At 45.1% G+C, this 18,954-nt stretch carries 23 protein-coding genes; 14 read left to right on the top strand and 9 right to left on the bottom strand.

All coding sequences use genetic code 11. The features are described 5' to 3' along the window. Window positions 1-2: 2 nt before the first annotated feature. Complete coding sequence (locus NCCP2222_RS11275) at window positions 3-704, bottom strand: hypothetical protein (RefSeq protein WP_248512416.1); 702 nt, start codon at window positions 702-704, stop codon at window positions 3-5. Between the two features lie 94 nt (window positions 705-798). On the opposite strand from NCCP2222_RS11275, the gene NCCP2222_RS11270 reads away from it, so the two are divergent. The 5 genes from NCCP2222_RS11270 (at window position 799) to NCCP2222_RS11250 (ending at window position 5,458) form a co-directional block, all read left to right on the top strand. Continuing rightward, complete coding sequence (locus NCCP2222_RS11270) at window positions 799-2,070, top strand: acetyl-CoA hydrolase/transferase family protein (protein WP_248512415.1); 1,272 nt, start codon at window positions 799-801, stop codon at window positions 2,068-2,070. Between the two features lie 103 nt (window positions 2,071-2,173). Continuing rightward, complete coding sequence (locus NCCP2222_RS11265) at window positions 2,174-2,524, top strand: rhodanese-like domain-containing protein (RefSeq protein ID WP_248512414.1); 351 nt, start codon at window positions 2,174-2,176, stop codon at window positions 2,522-2,524. A 210-nt stretch (window positions 2,525-2,734) separates the two neighbouring features. Then, window positions 2,735-3,556 (top strand): ABC transporter permease, encoded by an 822-nt coding sequence (locus tag NCCP2222_RS11260; RefSeq protein ID WP_248512413.1) that lies wholly within the window; start codon window positions 2,735-2,737, stop codon window positions 3,554-3,556. Window positions 3,557-3,560: 4 nt separating this feature from the next. Further along, complete coding sequence (locus NCCP2222_RS11255) at window positions 3,561-4,343, top strand: ABC transporter ATP-binding protein (RefSeq protein WP_248512412.1); 783 nt, start codon at window positions 3,561-3,563, stop codon at window positions 4,341-4,343. Between the two features lie 14 nt (window positions 4,344-4,357). Further along, window positions 4,358-5,458 carry an ABC transporter substrate-binding protein gene (locus tag NCCP2222_RS11250; RefSeq protein WP_248512410.1) on the top strand — a complete coding sequence of 367 codons (1,101 nt, stop codon included), beginning with the start codon at window positions 4,358-4,360 and terminating at the stop codon, window positions 5,456-5,458. A 400-nt stretch (window positions 5,459-5,858) separates the two neighbouring features. Here the strand turns inward: NCCP2222_RS11250 and NCCP2222_RS11245 are convergent, their stop codons facing one another. From NCCP2222_RS11245 to NCCP2222_RS11225, 5 genes are read right to left on the bottom strand one after another with little or no spacing between them, the layout of a single operon-like run. Then, entirely contained in the window at window positions 5,859-6,824 is a 966-nt protein-coding gene (locus NCCP2222_RS11245; protein WP_248512554.1) for a S66 family peptidase, read from the bottom strand. A 52-nt stretch (window positions 6,825-6,876) separates the two neighbouring features. After that, window positions 6,877-7,209 (bottom strand): HIT domain-containing protein, encoded by a 333-nt coding sequence (locus tag NCCP2222_RS11240; protein WP_248512408.1) that lies wholly within the window; start codon window positions 7,207-7,209, stop codon window positions 6,877-6,879. Between the two features lie 57 nt (window positions 7,210-7,266). After that, window positions 7,267-8,235 carry a DMT family transporter gene (locus tag NCCP2222_RS11235; protein ID WP_248512405.1) on the bottom strand — a complete coding sequence of 323 codons (969 nt, stop codon included), beginning with the start codon at window positions 8,233-8,235 and terminating at the stop codon, window positions 7,267-7,269. Between the two features lie 12 nt (window positions 8,236-8,247). Beyond that, a complete protein-coding gene (pepT, locus tag NCCP2222_RS11230) occupies window positions 8,248-9,474 on the bottom strand; it encodes a peptidase T (protein ID WP_248512403.1) in 1,227 nt (408 codons plus the stop codon). Between the two features lie 35 nt (window positions 9,475-9,509). Further along, window positions 9,510-10,169: a lysoplasmalogenase gene (locus NCCP2222_RS11225; RefSeq protein WP_248512401.1), complete on the bottom strand. Its 660-nt coding sequence runs from the start codon at window positions 10,167-10,169 to the stop codon at window positions 9,510-9,512. A gap of 176 nt (window positions 10,170-10,345) precedes the next feature. Here NCCP2222_RS11225 and NCCP2222_RS11220 point away from each other — a divergent pair, with 176 nt between their 5' ends. Genes NCCP2222_RS11220 through NCCP2222_RS11210 form a run of 3 tightly spaced genes read left to right on the top strand, consistent with a single transcriptional unit; the run spans window position 10,346 to window position 12,191 of the window. Beyond that, window positions 10,346-10,813, top strand: a complete 468-nt coding sequence (locus tag NCCP2222_RS11220; RefSeq protein ID WP_248512399.1) for a GyrI-like domain-containing protein — start codon at window positions 10,346-10,348, stop codon at window positions 10,811-10,813. Window positions 10,814-10,833: 20 nt separating this feature from the next. Further along, complete coding sequence (locus NCCP2222_RS11215) at window positions 10,834-11,184, top strand: hypothetical protein (protein WP_248512397.1); 351 nt, start codon at window positions 10,834-10,836, stop codon at window positions 11,182-11,184. Window positions 11,185-11,240: 56 nt separating this feature from the next. Further along, on the top strand, window positions 11,241-12,191 hold the full coding sequence (locus NCCP2222_RS11210) for an NHL repeat-containing protein (RefSeq protein WP_248512394.1): 951 nt from the start codon (window positions 11,241-11,243) through the stop codon (window positions 12,189-12,191). Window positions 12,192-12,248: 57 nt separating this feature from the next. Here NCCP2222_RS11210 and NCCP2222_RS11205 read toward each other — a convergent pair whose 3' ends face one another. Beyond that, window positions 12,249-13,943: a methyl-accepting chemotaxis protein gene (locus NCCP2222_RS11205; protein WP_248512392.1), complete on the bottom strand. Its 1,695-nt coding sequence runs from the start codon at window positions 13,941-13,943 to the stop codon at window positions 12,249-12,251. Between the two features lie 385 nt (window positions 13,944-14,328). Here NCCP2222_RS11205 and NCCP2222_RS11200 point away from each other — a divergent pair, with 385 nt between their 5' ends. Further along, window positions 14,329-14,868, top strand: a complete 540-nt coding sequence (locus NCCP2222_RS11200) for a phosphoribosylanthranilate isomerase (protein WP_375709181.1) — start codon at window positions 14,329-14,331, stop codon at window positions 14,866-14,868. A 119-nt stretch (window positions 14,869-14,987) separates the two neighbouring features. On the opposite strand, the gene NCCP2222_RS11195 is transcribed toward NCCP2222_RS11200, so the two are convergent. Next, entirely contained in the window at window positions 14,988-15,911 is a 924-nt protein-coding gene (locus NCCP2222_RS11195) for a LysR family transcriptional regulator (protein WP_248512390.1), read from the bottom strand. Between the two features lie 109 nt (window positions 15,912-16,020). On the opposite strand from NCCP2222_RS11195, the gene NCCP2222_RS11190 reads away from it, so the two are divergent. Continuing rightward, window positions 16,021-17,031 (top strand): YeiH family protein, encoded by a 1,011-nt coding sequence (locus NCCP2222_RS11190; protein WP_248512388.1) that lies wholly within the window; start codon window positions 16,021-16,023, stop codon window positions 17,029-17,031. 66 nt (window positions 17,032-17,097) lie between these two features. Here the strand turns inward: NCCP2222_RS11190 and NCCP2222_RS11185 are convergent, their stop codons facing one another. Continuing rightward, window positions 17,098-17,319, bottom strand: a complete 222-nt coding sequence (locus NCCP2222_RS11185) for a DUF2187 family protein (protein ID WP_238078912.1) — start codon at window positions 17,317-17,319, stop codon at window positions 17,098-17,100. A 239-nt stretch (window positions 17,320-17,558) separates the two neighbouring features. On the opposite strand from NCCP2222_RS11185, the gene NCCP2222_RS11180 reads away from it, so the two are divergent. The 4 genes from NCCP2222_RS11180 to NCCP2222_RS11165 form a co-directional block, all read left to right on the top strand. Continuing rightward, window positions 17,559-17,822, top strand: coding sequence for a metal-sensitive transcriptional regulator (locus NCCP2222_RS11180; RefSeq protein WP_248512386.1), 264 nt, complete (start codon window positions 17,559-17,561; stop codon window positions 17,820-17,822). 69 nt (window positions 17,823-17,891) lie between these two features. Next, a complete protein-coding gene (locus tag NCCP2222_RS11175) occupies window positions 17,892-18,377 on the top strand; it encodes a DsrE/DsrF/DrsH-like family protein (RefSeq protein ID WP_248512384.1) in 486 nt (161 codons plus the stop codon). 17 nt (window positions 18,378-18,394) lie between these two features. Continuing rightward, window positions 18,395-18,682 carry a rhodanese-like domain-containing protein gene (locus NCCP2222_RS11170; protein ID WP_248512382.1) on the top strand — a complete coding sequence of 96 codons (288 nt, stop codon included), beginning with the start codon at window positions 18,395-18,397 and terminating at the stop codon, window positions 18,680-18,682. A gap of 48 nt (window positions 18,683-18,730) precedes the next feature. After that, the coding region (locus NCCP2222_RS11165) for a sulfurtransferase TusA family protein (protein WP_248512380.1) at window positions 18,731-18,954 on the top strand (224 nt) is incomplete at its 3' end.

Below are 18,954 nucleotides of genomic sequence, written 5' to 3'. Positions count from 1 at the left end.
TTTCATTTTAACGGGCAAAACCCACATTGAATGAGGCCGGGGACATCTTTAGAGAAGCAACAGGTCGTCCGGACAGTTGTATTCAACAGGGCAGACGGTTCGCTGCCGTTTAAGTATTTTGCAAAGCGTGAGAAGGGTGCGATGCCTGCCCAGGTTTGATCGTCTTTTAAGATGTTCAAGTCATGACGTGCCTCTGATGCGGTTGCAGGATGATTTAACATGACGTGATATTGCCACAAAAGGAAACCGAAGATGTTCTCCCATAAGGTGAGTGGTGAAACGGCCACGGCTTCACGGATTTGCTGAATTAAGTCATTGGCTTGAACAAGAAGAAAACGAATGGCCTCTTCCCGATGATCCACCAGCTTCCAATCGGCCTCATCTGTATATGTGCTGACCGTTCGGTTCCCGTATTCCACTTTTGCGCCAAATGTTAGACAGCCCGGCGTTCCTTGCCACATCTCATCATACATCGTCAGGTTGGTCAGCTGCATCGCGGCAAACATTCCATATCTTCTCATAAAGAAAGAGGCGGCAACTACGCTATTAGGACTACCGCTAATAACTTCCACGGTTTTTAAGCAGTCTGCGGTTTTAGCGGTATCCATGATATCCTCTAATGTAAATACAGGATGGTCTGGCTTCTCGGCATACACACTGTACTGATTTAATTGGATAATTTGGTCGTTTGATAAATTTTTCATAATTTCATTATATATTTCGAGGAACTTTACAACAAGTTGAGTGGGCACTCTGGCTACGTTATACTAGGGGAAAACAGGCCAGGAAGTGTACACGATGACCCGTATTTTACAGGAGAAAGAATTTATTCGTTTAATTGAACCACATACCGACCTGATCTTGCCTTTAGCGAATGGCGAGCCGTTTCGACTTTTAGATATAGTGGAAGAGAATAATAAATCATTGGACCATGTAACCGTGCACCAGATGCTCGCCTTGCAGGAGCGCCCATACATCAATGGAGAAATGAAAGGGCATGTATCGCATATTTCCTATTTTCTTAGCGGTGCGACACGCAAAGCATTCAGGGAAGGACATGTCGAGTTGATCCCAAACGTTTTTCAGGAAGTGTCCCGCTTGCTGGAGAAGACCGCCAAGCGTCCGATGGTGTTGGCGACCGCCTCCCCGATGGACCGGCATGGCTATTTCTCCCTCGGCACACAAGCGGATTATGTCGCTGATTTCATCGGGAAAGTGCCCATTGTGCTGGAAGTGAACCAATACATGCCCCGCACATTCGGACGTAACCAGATTCATATCAGCCAAGTGGCCGGATATATTGAAAACAATCGGCCGTTGACGGAAGAGCGGATTCCTGTTGTTACGGAGAAAGACATAAAAATTGCCCAGTACATTACGGATGATATAAAGGACGGCGACACCTTGCAGATAGGAATTGGGGCCATTCCGAACGCTGTTATGAAAATGCTGAAAGACCGCCGTCATCTCGGAATTCATACCGAAATGCTGACGGATGGCATTGTGGATCTCGTCGAGGCGGGTGCAGTGGATGGCATGCGGAAATCAACCCATCAAGGCAAAATTGTTACGACGTTCGCCTTCGGGTCGCAGCGTCTCTATGATTTTCTGCATGACAATTCATCTGTGGAATTTTTACCGGTTCGTATGGTAAATGATCCATATGAAATTGCGAAGGAACCTCATATCGTTTCCATCAATGCCACAACGGAAGTGGATTTATACGGACAGTGCGCTTCAGAAACGGTCGGGGGCAGTTATTATTCATCAACAGGCGGACAAGCGGATTTTGCCCGCGGAGTTCGCTTGGCGAAGCATGGAAAAGGATATGTCTGCATGCATTCCACTGCAAAAGACGATACGATCTCACGAATTAAACTTCATTTGACACCGGGATCCGTCGTGACGACATCTAAAAATGATGTCGATAACATCGTAACGGAATATGGAATCGCACGCCTTCACGGCAAATCATTGTCGCAACGAGCAAAAGCATTAATTCAAATCGCTCATCCGTCCTTCCGGGAAGAACTTACATTTGAAGCAAAACGATTCGGTATCTTGCATTGAGAGAAGCAACCTCGCTTCTCTCTTTTATGTTGTTTTTTTAATACCCCTTATGGTATATTGATACCTACAGGGGTAATAAATACGAAAACAAAGGATGATATAGATGGGCTGGATACTATTTCTCTTAGTTGTTGCTTTCCTCGTATGGCGAATGATGCCTGCCAAAGGAGTGCGTTCAATTTCAACAGAAGAGTTGAAAGGGATGCTGCAGGACAAAACAAAGCAATTTGTGGATGTCCGGACGCCTGCAGAGTACAAGGGTCGGCATATTAAGGAGTTCAAGAATATTCCTCTTCAAGGGTTACATGCGAAATTGGATCAATTGGATAAATCGAAAGAAGTCGTCGTCATTTGCCAAAGCGGCATGCGCAGTTCAAAGGCGGCAGCTTTGCTGAAGAAATCGGGTTTTTCCAATGTATTGAATGTCAGAGGCGGGATGAGCGCCTGGCGCTGAGCAGCAGTTCTGCCCAGTGCGTTAGACCAGAGATTTCATTTCAGAAGGAAAACAAAGCATCGTTACAGTCGAAATCGGCTGAACGATGTTTTTTTTTGTACAGATCATTCGCAGGGCAATAGCACATCCCCATAATTCCCGATATCTCGACGTTTGCCTATGTCGACCCATAGGCATAAACATATCATTTAGATGAAGAGGTGGTGGACATTGGATAGAAGAGGAACCATTGAAAAACATGATCCGTTTGAAATCGAGCAACAAGAGTGGAAGCGGAGACAGTCGAAGGAACGGTATAAGCAACTGTTGACCATTGTATCGCCCATCTTCCTATTGTTGCTGTGGGAAGTGTTGTCGAGAACAGGGATGATCGATACCCGTTTCTTTCCTCCGCCTTCCGCGATCATAGGGACTCTCTTTGATATGGTGGCAAATGGATCACTAGTAAAACATGTCGGGGTTTCATTGTATCGGATTTTTGTAGGTTTTCTGGCAGGGGTCATCCCGGGTGTCATCATCGGCCTTTTAATGGGTCTTTATTCGCCGATCCGGCATCTCATGCAGCCGATTGTTATGGCGCTGATGCCGATTCCGACGCTTGCGTTACTTCCAATGATAATTATTTTGTTCGGAATCGGTGATTTATCAAAAGTTGTCACAATTGCAGGGAGTGTGTTCTTTCCGGTCGTCATCAATACGGCAGCCGGTGTAATGAACATCGATCAAATCTATTTGGATGTTGCGAATAACTACGGAGCCGGAAAGCTGCAGTTCTTTTATAAGATTGCTTTGCCCGGAGCCTTGCCCGTTATGCTGGAAGGGATCCAAATGGGGCAGGCAATTGCGCTATTAACAATTGTCGCTGCGGAAATGATGGGTGCGACCTCGGGGATCGGCTACTTGATATGGACGTCGTATAAGGCATTCCTGCTGCAAGAAATGTATGTCGGGCTCATTCTCATTTCCTTCTTCGGCTATTTGTTCTCTGTACTGCTGCGGGGATTCCAGAAAAAATTGCTGCCATGGAGGTGATCGGATGAAAGGGAAAATTGCGATTGAACATTTGACGAAGGCATTTTATAAAAAACAAGGCAGTGTTACCGCTCTTGACGATATCTCCATGACAATCAATGAAGGAGAGTTTGTGTGCATTGTCGGTCCGAGTGGCTGTGGAAAAACAACGCTGCTCCGTATCTTGGCAGGCTTGGAGCAACCAAGTGTCGGTGAATTTAATATCGCGACCGATCATGAGGACCGTCCGCTCCAATCAATGGTCTTTCAAGAACGGGGCGTCATCCCTTGGCTGACAGTTGAAGAAAACGTCGCTTTCGGTTTAAAAATGAGGCGGCTGCCGAAGAAATTGATCGAGGAACGGACGAAATATTACTTGGAGAAGACAGGGCTTGAAAAATTTTCGAAGCTATATCCAAGGGAATTATCGGGCGGCATGAAACAGAGGGTCAGCATCGCGCGGGCATTTGCGAACGATCCGGAAATCCTGCTGATGGATGAACCTTTTGCAGCACTGGATGAGCAGAATAAATTCATCTTGCAGGAAGAATTATTGTCCATCTGGTCGGAGACGAAGAAAACAGTACTTTTCATTACCCACAGCATCGACGAAGCATTGCTGCTAAGCGACCGAATCCTTTTGATGAGCTCGCAGCCGGGCAAAATCATCAAAGAAATCAAAGTGACAACTCCGCGCCCGAGAACCATAGAAGATATCCGAAAAGATCCGGACATGGCACAGCAATTCATTGAGGTATGGAAGCATCTTCAAAGGGAAGTTCAACAATCGAGAGAACAAAAAGCATGAAAAGGGGAAAACATATGAAGAAGCGGCTGAAAGCAGGATGGATACTCCTGCTAAGTTGTATATGGGTGCTTGGGGCATGCGGCAAGACAGAGCCGGCCGCCCCGCCGGCATCCGAAACCAAACCACCGGGTGAAGCTGCCGCAGAAGCGCCGTCTGGCGACTTGGCACCACTTGAAAAACGAACGAAAGTATTGATTGCCGAAGATGGGGCGGCGTCGGGAGCAGGATTTTATATCGCGAAAGAAAAAGGATACTTTGAGGACTATAACATCGAAGTGGAATTCGCAGATTTTGCGAATAGCGATGATATGCTGCCAGCCCTTGCCGCAGGAGAAGTGGATATAGCAGGCGGTGTATCGACAGCGTCGTTCTTCAACGCTATCGCACAAGGCATAGATGTACGAATTATTGCGGATAAAGGCCATAACGTACCAGGCAATTCCTATTTCACTTTCGTCATCGGCAATCATATGGTCGATGAAATTAAGGAATACAGCGACTTTAAAGGGAAGAAGATTGGGGTTTCATCCCGTAATTCGATTGATGGCTATATTTATGAAGAGATGCTGAAGCATGCCGGCTTAACAGAAGACGATGTCGAGTATGTCCACATCGCTGATTTCGGTGCGATGCTAGGCGCCATTGATTCTGGAACAATCGACGCAGCGCTGAACATCGAGCCGCTCATTACCCAAGGCGTCGAAAAAGGATTCCATGTACGATTTGGCGACGCGACCGATTACGCGCCAGAATCACAAATTGCCATGGTACTCGCCTCACCGAAATTTATGGCGGATGATGAACTGTCACTCCGATTCATGCTTGCCTACCTGAAAGGATTACATGATTACAATGACGCCTTCTTCAAGGATATCGGCAAAGCGGAAGTCATCGACATCATGGTGAAACATACAGCACTGAAAGATCCTGCATTATGGGATAAAGTCCATGTCACCGGGCTAAACCCGAACGGCGACATGTATGTGGACGATATTAAAAAACAGTTCGATTCCTACAAAGCAAATGGCGCCATCCTAGGTGACATCGACTTCAATATCGCGATTGATACATCACTCGCGGATAAAGCGGTGGAAATACTAGGTGAATACGAATAAATAGAAGCCCGCGAGTTGTCGCGGGCTTTTGAATTGTTGTTTTTCAGGAGTTTAGTGTACGCCCATTACAGTTAGCCGCGCATACCCGGCCCACACCCGCGCATAGGCAGGTCGCAGCCGCGCATAAAGCGAGCCAGCCGCGCATACCCGGCCCGTAGCCGCGCATAAAGCGAGCCACCCGCGCATATCAAGTCCACACCCGCGCATAAAGTCTGGCACCCGCGCATACGCAGATCACACCCGCGCATAAAGTCTGACACTCACGCATACGCAGTCCGTACCCGCGCATAAATCGGGAAACCCGCATACCAAGGAAAAGTCCTAAAACAAATCCCAAATTGAACACAAGAACACAAAAATACGCACGGAAAGTCCGTGCGCATTACATATTTGAAAAAACTTAAAACCTCACAAGTTTCAGTTCTTCTGCCGAAGCATCCACCAGTACTTCTCCGCCAATCGGGAAGGTGAACATTGGCTGCGTATGTCCGAAATCGACATCATATAGTACAGGAATTCCTTTTAAGATCGGATGTTTATCAAGAATGAACAGCAGTTGTTCCTCGGAGATATTCGATGTTCGTTGAAATCTCCCAATCACAAGAGCTTTCAGGGATTTTACAGTTTGCAATAAAGACGTTAAATCCCTTGCAAAGGTCTCGGGGATGGTCATCTCATCATCCTCAACGAAGAGTACGGCATTCTCAAGATTTGGCATGTAGTCCGTTCCTTGCAGCAAGTTCAGTGTACATAGATTGCCGCCCCACAGTGTGCCGGCGGCCGTCCCTGCCTGATAGGTTTTCCAGGAAGTTTCTTCAAAGTTTCGATTTTCTTGATCCAAATACCAAGCATCGTCGCTCCACTGACTGGACGGTTTCAGTTCAAAAGGGGTGTCCTGCATAAGGCATTGCGTAAAGAAATGGGTTTGGTATTCCTGTCCCTTCACCATTTGAAAACTGGAGAAATGAGGTCCCGAGTACGTAACCATTCCCGTTTTAGCCGTAATGGCATTTGCGGTGGCTGTAATATCGCTGAAGCCGCAAAATATTTTCGGGTTCTTTTTAATTAATTCATAATCAATATAGGGCAGAAGTTCATTGGAATTAAAACCGCCGATAACGGATAGAATCCCTTTTACCTGCTTGTCACTGAACGCATCATGCAAGTCTTCCACTCTTTGTTCAATGCTTGTGGAATTTTGAAGGTCTTTTTCAAATACATGGCGGCCGAAAGAGACGGTAAATCCTAACTGCTGAAGCCTTTCTTTCGCCATTTGTATGCCTTCCTCGGATAAAATGCACGCACTGCGGCTCGGCGCAATAATCCTTATTTCATCGCCGCTTTTTAATTTCCCCGGTATTTGCAACATGTTTTTTCTCTCCCTTTCATCGCTAATTTACTATTTCACATGAAAAAACTTAAGAATCCAACGGTTTTCCAGAGATGATATGCCAATGAAGATGTTTGGAATCTTGATAATTGCCGAGATTGGTAATCACCCGGCAGGCTCCATGTTCTTCTGTCACCTTTGCTGCCACTGTTTTCACTACATGCATTAGCTCAAGCAAGAGTTCGTTATCGCCTTCCTCTAATGTCAGGAGTGAAGGGATATGCTTTTTGGGGATCGCCACAATGTGGACAGGATAAGACGGCTTTGTATGATAAAACGCCAGGGCGTTTTCGGTTTCTAACACCCTAGTTACTTCTGTATTGCCACTCAACACTTCATCACAATAAAAATCCGAGCTCATGAAAATCCTCCTCCCTATCTACTGTTTAGCTGATATGCAGGTCTGGATGTATAAAAATCATGCATTACTCGCCTTCAATCGCTTCTTCCCCGCAACGGCTGTCTGATAGCTATGAAGCGCCATCCCAATGATGATGACCCCAATCCCGGCAAGCGAGAGGGCGCCAGGCAAAGCGATATGTAAAATAATGATTTCACCGATCATCGCAAAGATCAGTTCTGTCGATTGGGTTGCTTCAACGGCTGCCAGTTTTCCCTGGTCGCCTTGCACCAAGTCTGTCGCCATGAAGAACAGGGAAGTGGCGATGACGCCTGAACTGACCGCGACAATTAATGACTGAACGACTTGACTCATCGATGGAAGTCCAACGGTCATGACGGCATAAACCGCAAACAATGCCCAGACGGGAAGGGTCATGAGTGTCATTGCGAGCACCCGTTGAAATGTATCCAGCCGGCCTTGCAATAAATCCATCATCTTCCGATTACCGAGCGGGTAGGCGAAAGCTGCGATGATGACTGGTAAAATGCCGAGCAGCAGCGTTTGCAGCTCAACACTTTTCGCGTTCGGTATTTGAATCAAGACGACTCCCGCAAAGATGATCAACGAGATGCCGAGGGAAATCAACGGGACTTGCTGCCTCACCTTTTTAACACCAGTGGATGTCTTCACAACAATGACAAAGAATGGAGCGAGCAATACTCCTGCCACAATCGTTAATTGCCATGTACCGGCCAGCAGCCAGCCCGGACTGTACGCTGCCGAGAAAGTGAGCGGGGCATAAAATAGGACGAATGCCACGACGCTCCATACAAAAAAAGGCGCAGGGCGCGCTGTCATGGCATCTTTCATATCACGGAGCCCGCCGCGCCAAGCGACAATCGCGATTAAAAACGGCACCATGAAAAAATAACGGAGGGAAGCGCTCCAAAGCCAGCTTCCCCCTGACATTTCCATTGATCGATTCAAAACAAACGTCACCGCAAAAAAGAGGGATGAGAGGATTCCAAGCCAAATCGCTTTCATCAAAATTCCTCCTTATGCCCGTTGTTCGTAAAGCTTCACTGCCTCGATAATGACTTCCGTTGCTTTCACCATGTTGTCAACAGAGATATATTCATACTTGCCGTGGTAGTTTTCGCCGCCTGTGAAAATGTTTGGAGTCGGCATGCCCATGTAAGATAACTGCGAGCCATCCGTTCCGCCACGTACAGGGACGATGTTAGGCTCAATACTAAGTACCTTAAAAGCATCCCCGATAATATCGACGATTTCCATTACCGGTTCGATCTTTTCACGCATGTTGTAGTATTGATCTTCCAGTTCTAACACGACCGCTTCTTCGCCATGCTTCTCTTTTAACTTCGCAGCCGTATCGACCATCAATTGCTTCCGCGCTTCGAATTGCTCGCGGTCGAAATACCGGATGATATAGCTCAATGTCGTCTTTTCGACGGACCCATCGACATCCATTAAGTGAATAAATCCTTCGTAGCCGTCCGTTTTTTGTGGAACTTCATCTGCTGGCATTGCTGCTTGGAATTCATTCGCAATCAAAATGGAATTGATCATCTTATCCTTTGCGGAACCTGGATGGACGTTTGTTCCATGGAACGTTACTTTTGCTCCCGCTGCGTTGAAGCTTTCATATTGAAGTTCACCGATTGGTCCGCCGTCCATCGTATAGGCGTATTTCGCGCCAAATGCTTCCACGTCAAATTTATGTGGCCCGCGCCCGATTTCCTCGTCTGGTGTAAACGCGACGCGGAGCTTGCCATGTTGAATTTCCGGATGGGCAATCAAATATTCCATAGCCGTCATGATTTCTGCAATCCCGGCTTTATTGTCCGCCCCGAGCAACGTCGTTCCATCTGTTGTCATGAGCGTGTGCCCTACGTAATTTTTCAATTCAGGAAACGTTTCTACCCGCATGACAGTATTGCTATTCAGTTGAATGTCGTTACCGTCATAATCATGGACAAGCTGTGGATTGACGTTTTTACCTGTGTAATCAGTCGCTGTATCGACGTGCGCCAAAAATCCGATGACCGGAATGTCTTTGTCGGTATTAGCCGGAAGTGTGGCGAATAAATAGCCATTGTCGTCCAGTGTGATGTCTTCCATCCCGATAGCAGCCAACTCTTTTTCAAGCTCATGAAGCAAGTCCCATTGCCCTGGCGTAGAAGGCGTCGTTGCGCTTTCTGCATCCGATTGTGTATCTATTTTTGCATAACGGGTTAACCGTTCGATCAATTTTTCTTTCATTCCAAAACCCTCCTCAAAATAGTGGTACGATTCTTTCATCTTATCAGATTGTTTGGATTTACGGAATACTTCACGAAGCGGTTCCCGATGCTCGAAGCGATCAGGACCTGTGCGGCATAATAGGTGACCATGACCAATGCATCACGATACGGGAGAGCTGTTACGAAACGGTCGATTGCCAACAAGGAATCCGAACAGATGAAGAGGAGTGCGCCCAAAATGGCGAAAGGCAACAGTGTCCGTATGGCCATCCAGCCCATTACTAATATGACAGCAATATAGGCGATGATTGCCGTGCCTACTATTGTTTGACCTGCTGAATATTGAGCTCCCGCAATCCATGCAGCCATAAACAATCCGTAGGCGACAAGGGGGATGCCCGCCCAAAGAGGCACCGGCTTCTGGCTTGCTTGGCGGAATGCCGCGATGTAAAAAAGATGGCCGAAGAAAAAGGTCACAAGTCCAGCCATAAACCAATAAATGACTCCATCTGCTACCATGCAGACAAATAAACCCGCCAAGATCATCCGCTTGTATGAAGTGGATACGAGCGAAGGCGTGGCAAATCCATAAATGAGGATGAGGGCCATGGGCAGAAGTTTCATGGCAATCTTCACATCCACGATTTCGTCAGGGCCAAAAAAGAGATAAATAAGTCCGGTTAAAATAATTGAGGCAAGCAAAAATTTCCGCATTGATGTCCAGCTCCTTCCATTCTGTTACCCTTCAATAGAAAGGGAGGGAATTCCTTCTCTTTTTTATATTCAATGGACAAATTTTCATGAGGCTAACGAAATATTGTGAAATATAGGGAACTCCTGCATAATGGTATCGTCTTGATTAGAACGCAAACATGGAAGGGGTAGGGTGTATGGGTAGAGAGAAGCAAGTTAAGAAATGGGGAGAGCTGAAATTGGTCGGCTATAGGATTTTATGCGAAGGGGATCAATACATAACCGAAATACCGAAAGCATCCCTTCGTTTGCAAGATAAGCAGGAAGATATCCCGCATGTTATCAATCCGTCCCAGCAGATCGGGGGATTTGTTGTGGATGGGGTACCGGAAAATGACGGCTACTGGATTTGTGTGGAAGTAAGGGGATTCGGGGATTTGCCAGAAGATCTCGTCCAGCTGACGATTCCTCCGCAATCATACGCCGTCGTGAGATACAAAGGTCCAAACGACAAAATCAGGGAGGCCTATTCCGATTTGCATGCCTGGATGGAAGAGAACCAGTATTCGAGACGTCTGGATGCTTGGCATTTGGAGAAGTTTCATAGCTGGGCAGACCGTGACAGCGTTGATGTCGAGCTGTTTGATACGATTGCTGACAGATAGGGGGTAAGCAAGATTATATTATGTCTTTCTCAATTTTATTCATGCTCATTATGCTAACCCTCTTTCTCATTACTGCTGGCTTGGGCATAACGTTATTTTTCCGACATCGAGAGGCTCAAAGAAAGCCCTCGATAACAGCATGGATCGCTTTTTTGCTTCAAGTCGGCATCTTCATTGCCTTTGTCACGGGAAGTTTCGCCAATAGTTCGGATCTATTATTAGACATTCTCTGGTGGGGCGTCGTGATCTTTGGTTTTATTTCTGGAATCAAGGAGTTTCGAAACAATGTTCTCGCAGCCATGCTCCTTATTGTAATTAGTATGTTTATGGCGGCTTTTATGCTTCTTCTGTTGTTCATCACTTCTATGTAACTAGCTGCAAACCTCTTGTGGAATGAAGGATTCACAGTAAGTGGAGGCGGTTTGTAATGAAAAAATGGCAGTGGATAGTTGTGGTCGCTGTGCTCATCGCGGGTGTGCTGATTACTATCGTTTTGAGCAAATCAAACGTTCAGCGAGAAGCAAGGCAAGAGGTCGAGCCGGATTGGGGTGCGGCCGAGCAGATAGAGAAGCTCTTTTCGCTTGAGTACGGAATGGACGATGGGCAAATCGGGAAGCCCCAGAGGATCCTAGAAGGAACTGACCTTGCGCCCGTGAGTTTTTTTGTGAAAGAGGATGTCTTTTATATATTAGACAATGCGGCCAAGCAAGTGGTGGTAACGGATGGGGAAGAGAAAATAATCAATTTCAGACTAGATGATGATGCTTCGCTAAAAGACATTTATGTCGACCAAGAAGGAACAATCTATGTATTGGATGAAAGACAAGGCGTCTTAATTTATGACAAGGAAGGCGTATTAGTAAATAACCTTCCGTTGCAGCAACACAAATTTATTCCCACAGGTCTAACGGTAAATTCGAAGGGAGACATCTTCGTCCATCAAGGGGGAAGTCGAACGCTTTCAGTAGCTGACAATCAAATTGAGCCATTCGTTAAGTCCTTTGGTGATTTGACAGTTGCACCAAGGCGAGTGGATGAAAAGAACGGGCAGCTCATTGTAACTGAATCAGAACATGAATCAGTTATCGACATACCATTCGAAGAAACGTATGGAGCCCTCACCATTCACGATGTACAGGCAAACCAAATCATTTATGAAAAGCTGGAAGTAAAGGACGAAAGCCCAATCTCCACCGTTTCACGTATCTATGTAACGGATAAAAAGGGGAAGGAAATAGGCAGTGTCCAGGTTCCTTACGAACAATCCATTTACTTTGCAGAGCATCCAATCCGGGTGGAGAATCAAAGAATTTATTTCATGTCTCCTCAGGAAGATGGCGTTTCTTTTTATGAATTAAAGCCTGGATTAGGGCGTTGAAGGTTAAACAAAAGGGGTTGGATACCGTTTCGATCCAACCCCATGTGTACTAAACCTTTAGATTTTAAATTGTTGTACCAATCCATTCAATTCTTCCGAAAGTGTTGCGAGCTGTTCGGAGCTTGCTGCCACTTCATCCATTGAGCTGGAGGATTGCTGGACAGAAGCAGAAGTCTGCTCCACTCCGGCTGCCGCTTCCTCAGCAACGGAGGCAATATCATCAATCGTATTATTAATACGCTTTGTACTCTCCACAATATCAAGTAAATTATTGGTGACGTGTTTGATGTTCTGATCCATATGAGATACCGTAGTGCTAATCTTTTCGAAAGTTTCTCCAGTGGTGCGAATCTGATTCGTGCCAAGCTCTACTTCCTTATAACCGGCGACTAAGGATTGGCTGACTACTTTTGTTTCATTTTGAATTCCTTCGACGATTGTTGAAATATCAGAGACAGAGTTTGTTACTTGTTCTGCGAGTTTCCTCACTTCATCCGCTACAACAGCAAAGCCTCTGCCTTGCTCTCCTGCCCGTGCCGCTTCAATTGCTGCATTTAAGGCAAGCAAATTTGTTTGAGCCGCGATGTCATTAATGACGGTAACAAGTTTAGAGATTTCTTGTGATTGAATGGCAAGCCCTTCTACTTTTTGCACGGAATCTTGAACAAGTGTATGGATCCGAGCCATCTGTTCTGTTGAAGTAGCCATTAATTGCCGGCCATCCGCGGTCATTTCCAATACTGTATTGGAATCCCTTTTAACAATTTCCCCATTTTCACTTGATTCGTCTACCTTCATTGCAAAGTCACTCATGATAGAAGCTAGGTCGCTCGCGCTGTTTGCTTGTGTTTCAGAACCAACAGCCAACTCTTGCATTGTCATTGCGACTTGGGATGTTCCTGCTTTCACTTCTGAAGCGGACTGTGTCAATTCTTCACTATGCGCGGCTACAGTACCGGCCACTGTATTAATCTGCTGAAGCAAATCATTTAGACGTGCAGCCATATGATTTGTCGCTTTTGTTAATTGGCCTACTTCGTCTTCTGTCGTGACAGGGAGGGGTTCCTGGCTGATATCCCCTTCAGCAATATTAACCATTCTTCCGGCTAAACGTTTGATTGGTTTGGAAATGGATTGAGCTGTCAACAAAGCAATCGTAATAGAAAGCAAGCTTATGCTAATTGCAAGTATGATGCTGATCATCATGTTCTTTTTGGTCATTGCAATCATATTGGCTCCAATTTCTTCAATTTCAGTTCGACTATCTTTCGCGAACTGTTCATATGCGAGTCGAATGTCAGTCGATTCTTGATCTTTGGTTGTCATATTGGCAATCGCTTGATCTTTATTTCCTTTGGCATAAACGTCGAATACGTTTTTTGAAAGGTAGGAACGCCATGCGACAGTCCGTTCAATCAATGCATCGAATTCCTCACTATCTTGCAGTTCATGGATAATCTTCTCGTTTTCGATACCAAAGTCGATGTATTCCTGGAATGTATCTAGCAGCCTTTGTTCGCCGGAAAGGAGATACCCGCGAGCCGCAGCGACACGAACAGACATAGAAGTAGACATATTTTGATAAGCATCAAGAAGTGCAACTTGCTTCGTCACAATCTGTTCAGTTCGCTGAATAGCCTCCTTGTTAACAAAATAAATGTACCCGCTATACATGCTGGTGAGCAAAAAGACAATCGCAAATCCGGATAATATTCGCATTCGCAGAGTTTTGAAATGAATTATTTTTTTCACAGTAGACACCTCAAATAAAATAGTAAAATAGTAATGACTGCTAGTTAGTTTAGACCTAAAATACATGAATGTAAATTATCCTATTAACTTTAATGTGTCAAATAGGTGAAGGAGAATTTACGAAAAAAAGTTAGCCATTTCAACATGATGTGCTTATTGAGATGAAGGATAAGCAGTTTTCTTCGCGAAAGAGAATTTGAAGTGAGATAAAAACGGAGATTTGAATAGTAAATTAAACAGCTAACCAAAGAAGAAGTAAATAAAGTACACAGCATAAATAAATAGCATCGACATCTTATGTGATAGGCAAATTAACTATTAAAATAAAATATTAATCAGCATCACACTGATTCTGCTTTTGCTTTCATTTAATGAGCAGGTCACTTTGAAAAAAGATATGATTGGGGAAGGAAGGAGCCAAATGAGCAATGCAAAATTTGATGAGTTTATTAGCATTTCAAGAAAACTAAACGACATTAATATAGTTCCTTTATTAATCGGATCGGTGGGTTTGGAAATTGTAACTGAAACGAGTTGGGATGCACAAGATGTAGACATTCTTGTACCTGGAGATAAGAGAGGTTGGGAAGTCCCGCCGGAATTATCTATATATAACTGGGACAAAGTAATAAATATCATGGAATCAATGGGATATAACTTAATTAATTTGCATGAACATGAGTTTTCTAAAGAAGGCTTATCCGTTGCATTTGGTATTATAGACACCCTTCCAGACTTTGCAGGAATACAACTGGATGAATTAGAATTGCATCAAATAGAAGAAATAACATATTATTTGCTAACTCCTGAGCAATATCTTTCTATATACGAGTCTTCCTCAAAAGATAGTTACCGGGCGAATAAAAATAATAATAAAGATAGTAGAAAAATTGAGTTCTTAAAAAGTATGGTATACACTGACTAACTACTAGAATGAATTAATCACAGAGCTTGCCTATACGAAGAAGCCAAGAAAGAAGAGTAGCCAAGTTACTCCTCTTTCTTAGCTTCAGTATGCAAACAGTATTTCATAGGATCTCCAACTCAAATCCCATCCGTATTCCCGCCAAACGGAGCCAACAGCTTACTCTCCCACAACAAATCGATAAATACTTCAAGCGCTTTGGTTTGAAAAGGTGTACCAGTTACGGCGGAGAATGTTCTTACGTACGGCAGCCCTTTCACATTCAAGACGCATAATTCCCCGTGCTTCAATTCCTTTTGTATGGACCAATAGGAAAGCAGACTGATGCCGAGTCCAGCCTCGACGGATTCTTTGATCGGCTGGGTGCTGCTGAAGTGCATGACGGAAGCGGGGCTTAATCCGTGTTGGGCAAACACAGTATCGATTGCTTCGCGCGTCCCAGAGCCGGCTTCTCGAATAATCCACGTTTCATTCTCCAAGCGTTTCATATCTATCGATTCTGTTTCCTTCCGGAACTCGGCAAGTGGGCTGGAAGGGGAACAGACCACGACCATCGTGTCTTCCGCCAACTCTTCCGCAATCAATTTGGATTCTTGAAACTGTCCTTCCACGACGCCGACGTCGAGTTTATGTCTTGCGACAAGCTGCGCAATGGTGGATGTATTGCCGATTGTGACGGTGGGTATGATAGCAGGGTAGCGCGCCTTTAATTCCGCAAGAATATGGGGCAAGACATACTCGCCGAATGTGTAGCTCGCGCCAATTGACAATGCACCGCTCGCTTTATTCGTAAGGTCGTCGACGAGATGTTGCATCTTTCCATAGAGTGCCATGATTTCCTTGGCATGATGATAGACGATGTCTCCTGCTGTATTGAGACGTACATATTTATTTGTCCGTTCAAGCAGCCGGACGCCGATCTCCTCTTCTAGTGAGCGGATATATTGGCTCACAGCAGGCTGCGTCATATGATGGATTTCGGCTGCGCGCGAGAAGCTCTGTTTCTCGGCAACCGTAATAAAAATCTGTAATTGCGTATCCATTCCCATCCCCCCGATGTTCTATCATAAGTTTTTACTTATCATAATCATTATTATAATTTATTTTACTTATATAAATACGGATATTATCCTAAGACTAGGAGGTGTACCAATGAACGGACAATCAAAAAACAAAACGGGTCTTTGGATTGCGGGAATCGCTTTTACATTCTTTATTGCATTTTTAGGATTTTTATTAGCAAAGGTACCGGGGTTCGATCATATTGGCCAATTGGCGAGCGCCATTATTATTGCTGTCGCCTACCGGCAGTTTTTCGGTTATCCGGAAATTTTGCGGCCGGGCATTACTTTTTCTTCAAAAAAACTCTTGCGGCTTGCAATTATTTTGTACGGATTGAAATTAAACATAGATGTCGTTTTCCGTGACGGGCTCGGCTTGCTTGTGCGCGATGCGTTTATCATTGCATTCGCCATCGGCTTTACGGTACTTCTGGCGAAATGGTTAAAAGCGGATAGAAACATTTCTCTTCTATTAGGGGTAGGTACCGGGGTATGCGGGGCAGCCGCGATTGCCGCGGTGGCGCCAATTTTAAAGACGAAAGATGAGGATACGGCTATTGGCGTGGGAATCATCGCCATGATGGGAACTGTATTTGCCATCGGGTATACGATTTTACGACCGATATTACCACTCATTCCGACAGACTATGGAATTTGGTCTGGCATGAGCCTGCACGAGCTTGCCCATGTAGCAATTGCAGCGGCACCCGCAGGAGAAGATGCGCTGGCTATTGCATTGCTGGCGAAACTCGGCAGGGTATTCCTGCTCGTTCCTCTCTGTTTCATTTTCATTTATTTTATGAAGCGTAAAAGCAAAGGAAATCCCGAGGAAGAACAAAGCAAAATCGAGTTCCCATGGTTTTTGGTCGGTTTCATTGTGCTTAGCTTGTTCGGAAGCTATGTACTTGGCCATTCTATTCCCGTGTCGGACAGCGTAATGGCTAGTATCAGCACGATTACCACTTGGTTATTGACAGCTGCCATGGTCGGTCTCGGTCTTAATGTCAGTTTGCGGGATCTTCGTGAACGTGCAATGAAACCGCTACTCGCTATGACGATAGCATCTATTGCGCTTTCCATTGTGGCGTATTTCATTATTTAAAGAAAAAAGAAGGACTGCCTCCGTTGCCATTTCGGCTGACGGGACAGTCCTTTTCAATCGCCTGCCTTAGCAGACAGAGTAGTTCTTATGTGAAACAACCGTAAGATCGGAGGCAGCGCCAATCCGTTCTGCATCCTCTTCGGAAATCTTCACGATGACAGAGTTCTCGAGAATCTTGTGGATCGTTCCGTTTACCTCGTAATCATTACGGACAAATGAAATCTCTTCGTCAATATGACGAGCTGCGACAAAATCTGAAATGTCTTTTTCCTTGCGTGGAAATGCCAATCGAAACCCTCCCATTGTGATTTTCATCTTTCTAGCAGGCCGGCAGTCTTTAGCAGACTGGGCAGTAGAAGATGGAAAAACAACTAGTCGAAGCCGATCTATTTCGAGTTGTCTAGTACTAGTATACCATAATTTGTCGAAGATTGCAGAAGCGGAGATTTTATTAAAATTGGTGTGTTGACAAAATACCTATTGGGGTATAATATAAGCGTAGAGCTGAACAGAAAGGAGGTTGCGACGTGGAGTATGATGATAAAATCAAAAACAGATTGCGGCGGATTGAAGGCCAGATAAAAGGCATTCTGCGGATGATGGAAGAAGAGCAGAACTGTAAAGATGTCATTACCCAATTGTCGGCTTCCCGGACGGCTATTGATCGGACAATCGGTGTCATTGTCAGTTCCAATCTCATCGAGTGTATACAAAATAAAGATGAAAACGATCACCGTACACAAGAAGAGATTGTGAAAGAAGCAGTCGAACTGCTAGTGAAGAGTCGGTAAGATGGACTCTTTTCTTTTTACAACATATAATACCCCATGGGGTAGGGGTAATCAAAAAGAGGAAGGAAGATGAATTTGTCAGAAACAAAAAAGACGACCATTGTGTTATTCAGTGGCGATTACGATAAAGCGATGGCCGCCTATATTATCGCGAATGGAGCGGCCGCTTATGATCATGAAGTGACGATATTCCATACATTTTGGGGCTTGAACGCACTTCGGAAAGAGGAACAGGTACCTGTCAAAAAAGGTTTTCTTGAGGGCATGTTCTCTAAGATGATGCCGCGCGGCGCGGATAAGATGGGCCTTTCCAAAATGAATTTTGCCGGCATGGGGCCGAAGATGATTAAACAAGTGATGTCAAAGCATAATGCGATGACGTTGCCCCAATTAATTGAATTGGCTCAGGAGCAAGATATTAAACTTGTCGCATGTACGATGACGATGGATCTGCTTGGGCTGAAACAGGAAGAGCTGTTGGATGGCATCGAATATGCGGGCGTTGCTGCCTACTTGGCAGATGCTCAAGATGGGAACGTCAATCTATTTATTTAAGAAGAGGAGTGAGTGGAATGAAGGAAATGACAGCGGCAGAAGTAAAAGAAACGTTGCCAGTAAAACATATTATTGATGTCCGAGAAGTAGACGAAGTGGCGGAAGGCAAAATTCCAGGAGCAATTCATATTCCGCTCGGCTTGTTGGAATTTCGGATGCAGGAGTTAGATAAGAACATAGAGTACACGTTGGTTTGCCGTTCTGGCGGCCGAAGCGGGAGAGCGGCGCAACTATTGGAGAGCCACGGATACAAAGTGGTGAATATGGCCGGGGGTATGCTTGCGTGGGATGGTCCGGTTGAATAAAAATTTTTATTGATAAGTATACCCCTATAGGCATAAAGGAGAGATGAAATGATACAGACAGATATGAAGTTAGATGCGAGAGGACTTGCTTGCCCGATGCCTGTCGTGAAGACTAAAAAGGTCATGCAGGAGCTGGCTCCGGGAAAAGTGCTGGAAGTGGAAGCGACGGATAAAGGATCGATTGCAGATATTAAGGCCTGGGCAGAGAGTGTAGGGCATCAATATATAGGCGTTCACGAAGAAGATGGAGTCATTACGCACTATTTGCGAAA

The sequence above is a fragment of the Sporosarcina sp. NCCP-2222 genome (genome assembly GCF_023168145.1).
GTDB lineage: Bacteria > Bacillota > Bacilli > Bacillales_A > Planococcaceae > Sporosarcina.
Note: the sequence above shows the minus strand (reverse complement) of the source record. Positions and strands in the feature narration are given on the sequence as shown.

Coding starts and splice junctions, on each gene's coding strand:
- NCCP2222_RS11275 (WP_248512416.1), bottom strand. CDS start 704: ATGAAAAATTTATCAAACGACCAAATTATCCAATTAAATCAGTACAGT.
- NCCP2222_RS11270 (WP_248512415.1), top strand. CDS start 799: ATGACCCGTATTTTACAGGAGAAAGAATTTATTCGTTTAATTGAACCA.
- NCCP2222_RS11265 (WP_248512414.1), top strand. CDS start 2,174: ATGGGCTGGATACTATTTCTCTTAGTTGTTGCTTTCCTCGTATGGCGA.
- NCCP2222_RS11255 (WP_248512412.1), top strand. CDS start 3,561: ATGAAAGGGAAAATTGCGATTGAACATTTGACGAAGGCATTTTATAAA.
- NCCP2222_RS11250 (WP_248512410.1), top strand. CDS start 4,358: ATGAAGAAGCGGCTGAAAGCAGGATGGATACTCCTGCTAAGTTGTATA.
- NCCP2222_RS11240 (WP_248512408.1), bottom strand. CDS start 7,209: ATGAGCTCGGATTTTTATTGTGATGAAGTGTTGAGTGGCAATACAGAA.
- NCCP2222_RS11235 (WP_248512405.1), bottom strand. CDS start 8,235: ATGAAAGCGATTTGGCTTGGAATCCTCTCATCCCTCTTTTTTGCGGTG.
- pepT (WP_248512403.1), bottom strand. CDS start 9,474: ATGAAAGAAAAATTGATCGAACGGTTAACCCGTTATGCAAAAATAGAT.
- NCCP2222_RS11225 (WP_248512401.1), bottom strand. CDS start 10,169: ATGCGGAAATTTTTGCTTGCCTCAATTATTTTAACCGGACTTATTTAT.
- NCCP2222_RS11220 (WP_248512399.1), top strand. CDS start 10,346: ATGGGTAGAGAGAAGCAAGTTAAGAAATGGGGAGAGCTGAAATTGGTC.
- NCCP2222_RS11215 (WP_248512397.1), top strand. CDS start 10,834: ATGTCTTTCTCAATTTTATTCATGCTCATTATGCTAACCCTCTTTCTC.
- NCCP2222_RS11210 (WP_248512394.1), top strand. CDS start 11,241: ATGAAAAAATGGCAGTGGATAGTTGTGGTCGCTGTGCTCATCGCGGGT.
- NCCP2222_RS11195 (WP_248512390.1), bottom strand. CDS start 15,911: ATGGATACGCAATTACAGATTTTTATTACGGTTGCCGAGAAACAGAGC.
- NCCP2222_RS11190 (WP_248512388.1), top strand. CDS start 16,021: ATGAACGGACAATCAAAAAACAAAACGGGTCTTTGGATTGCGGGAATC.
- NCCP2222_RS11175 (WP_248512384.1), top strand. CDS start 17,892: ATGAATTTGTCAGAAACAAAAAAGACGACCATTGTGTTATTCAGTGGC.
- NCCP2222_RS11170 (WP_248512382.1), top strand. CDS start 18,395: ATGAAGGAAATGACAGCGGCAGAAGTAAAAGAAACGTTGCCAGTAAAA.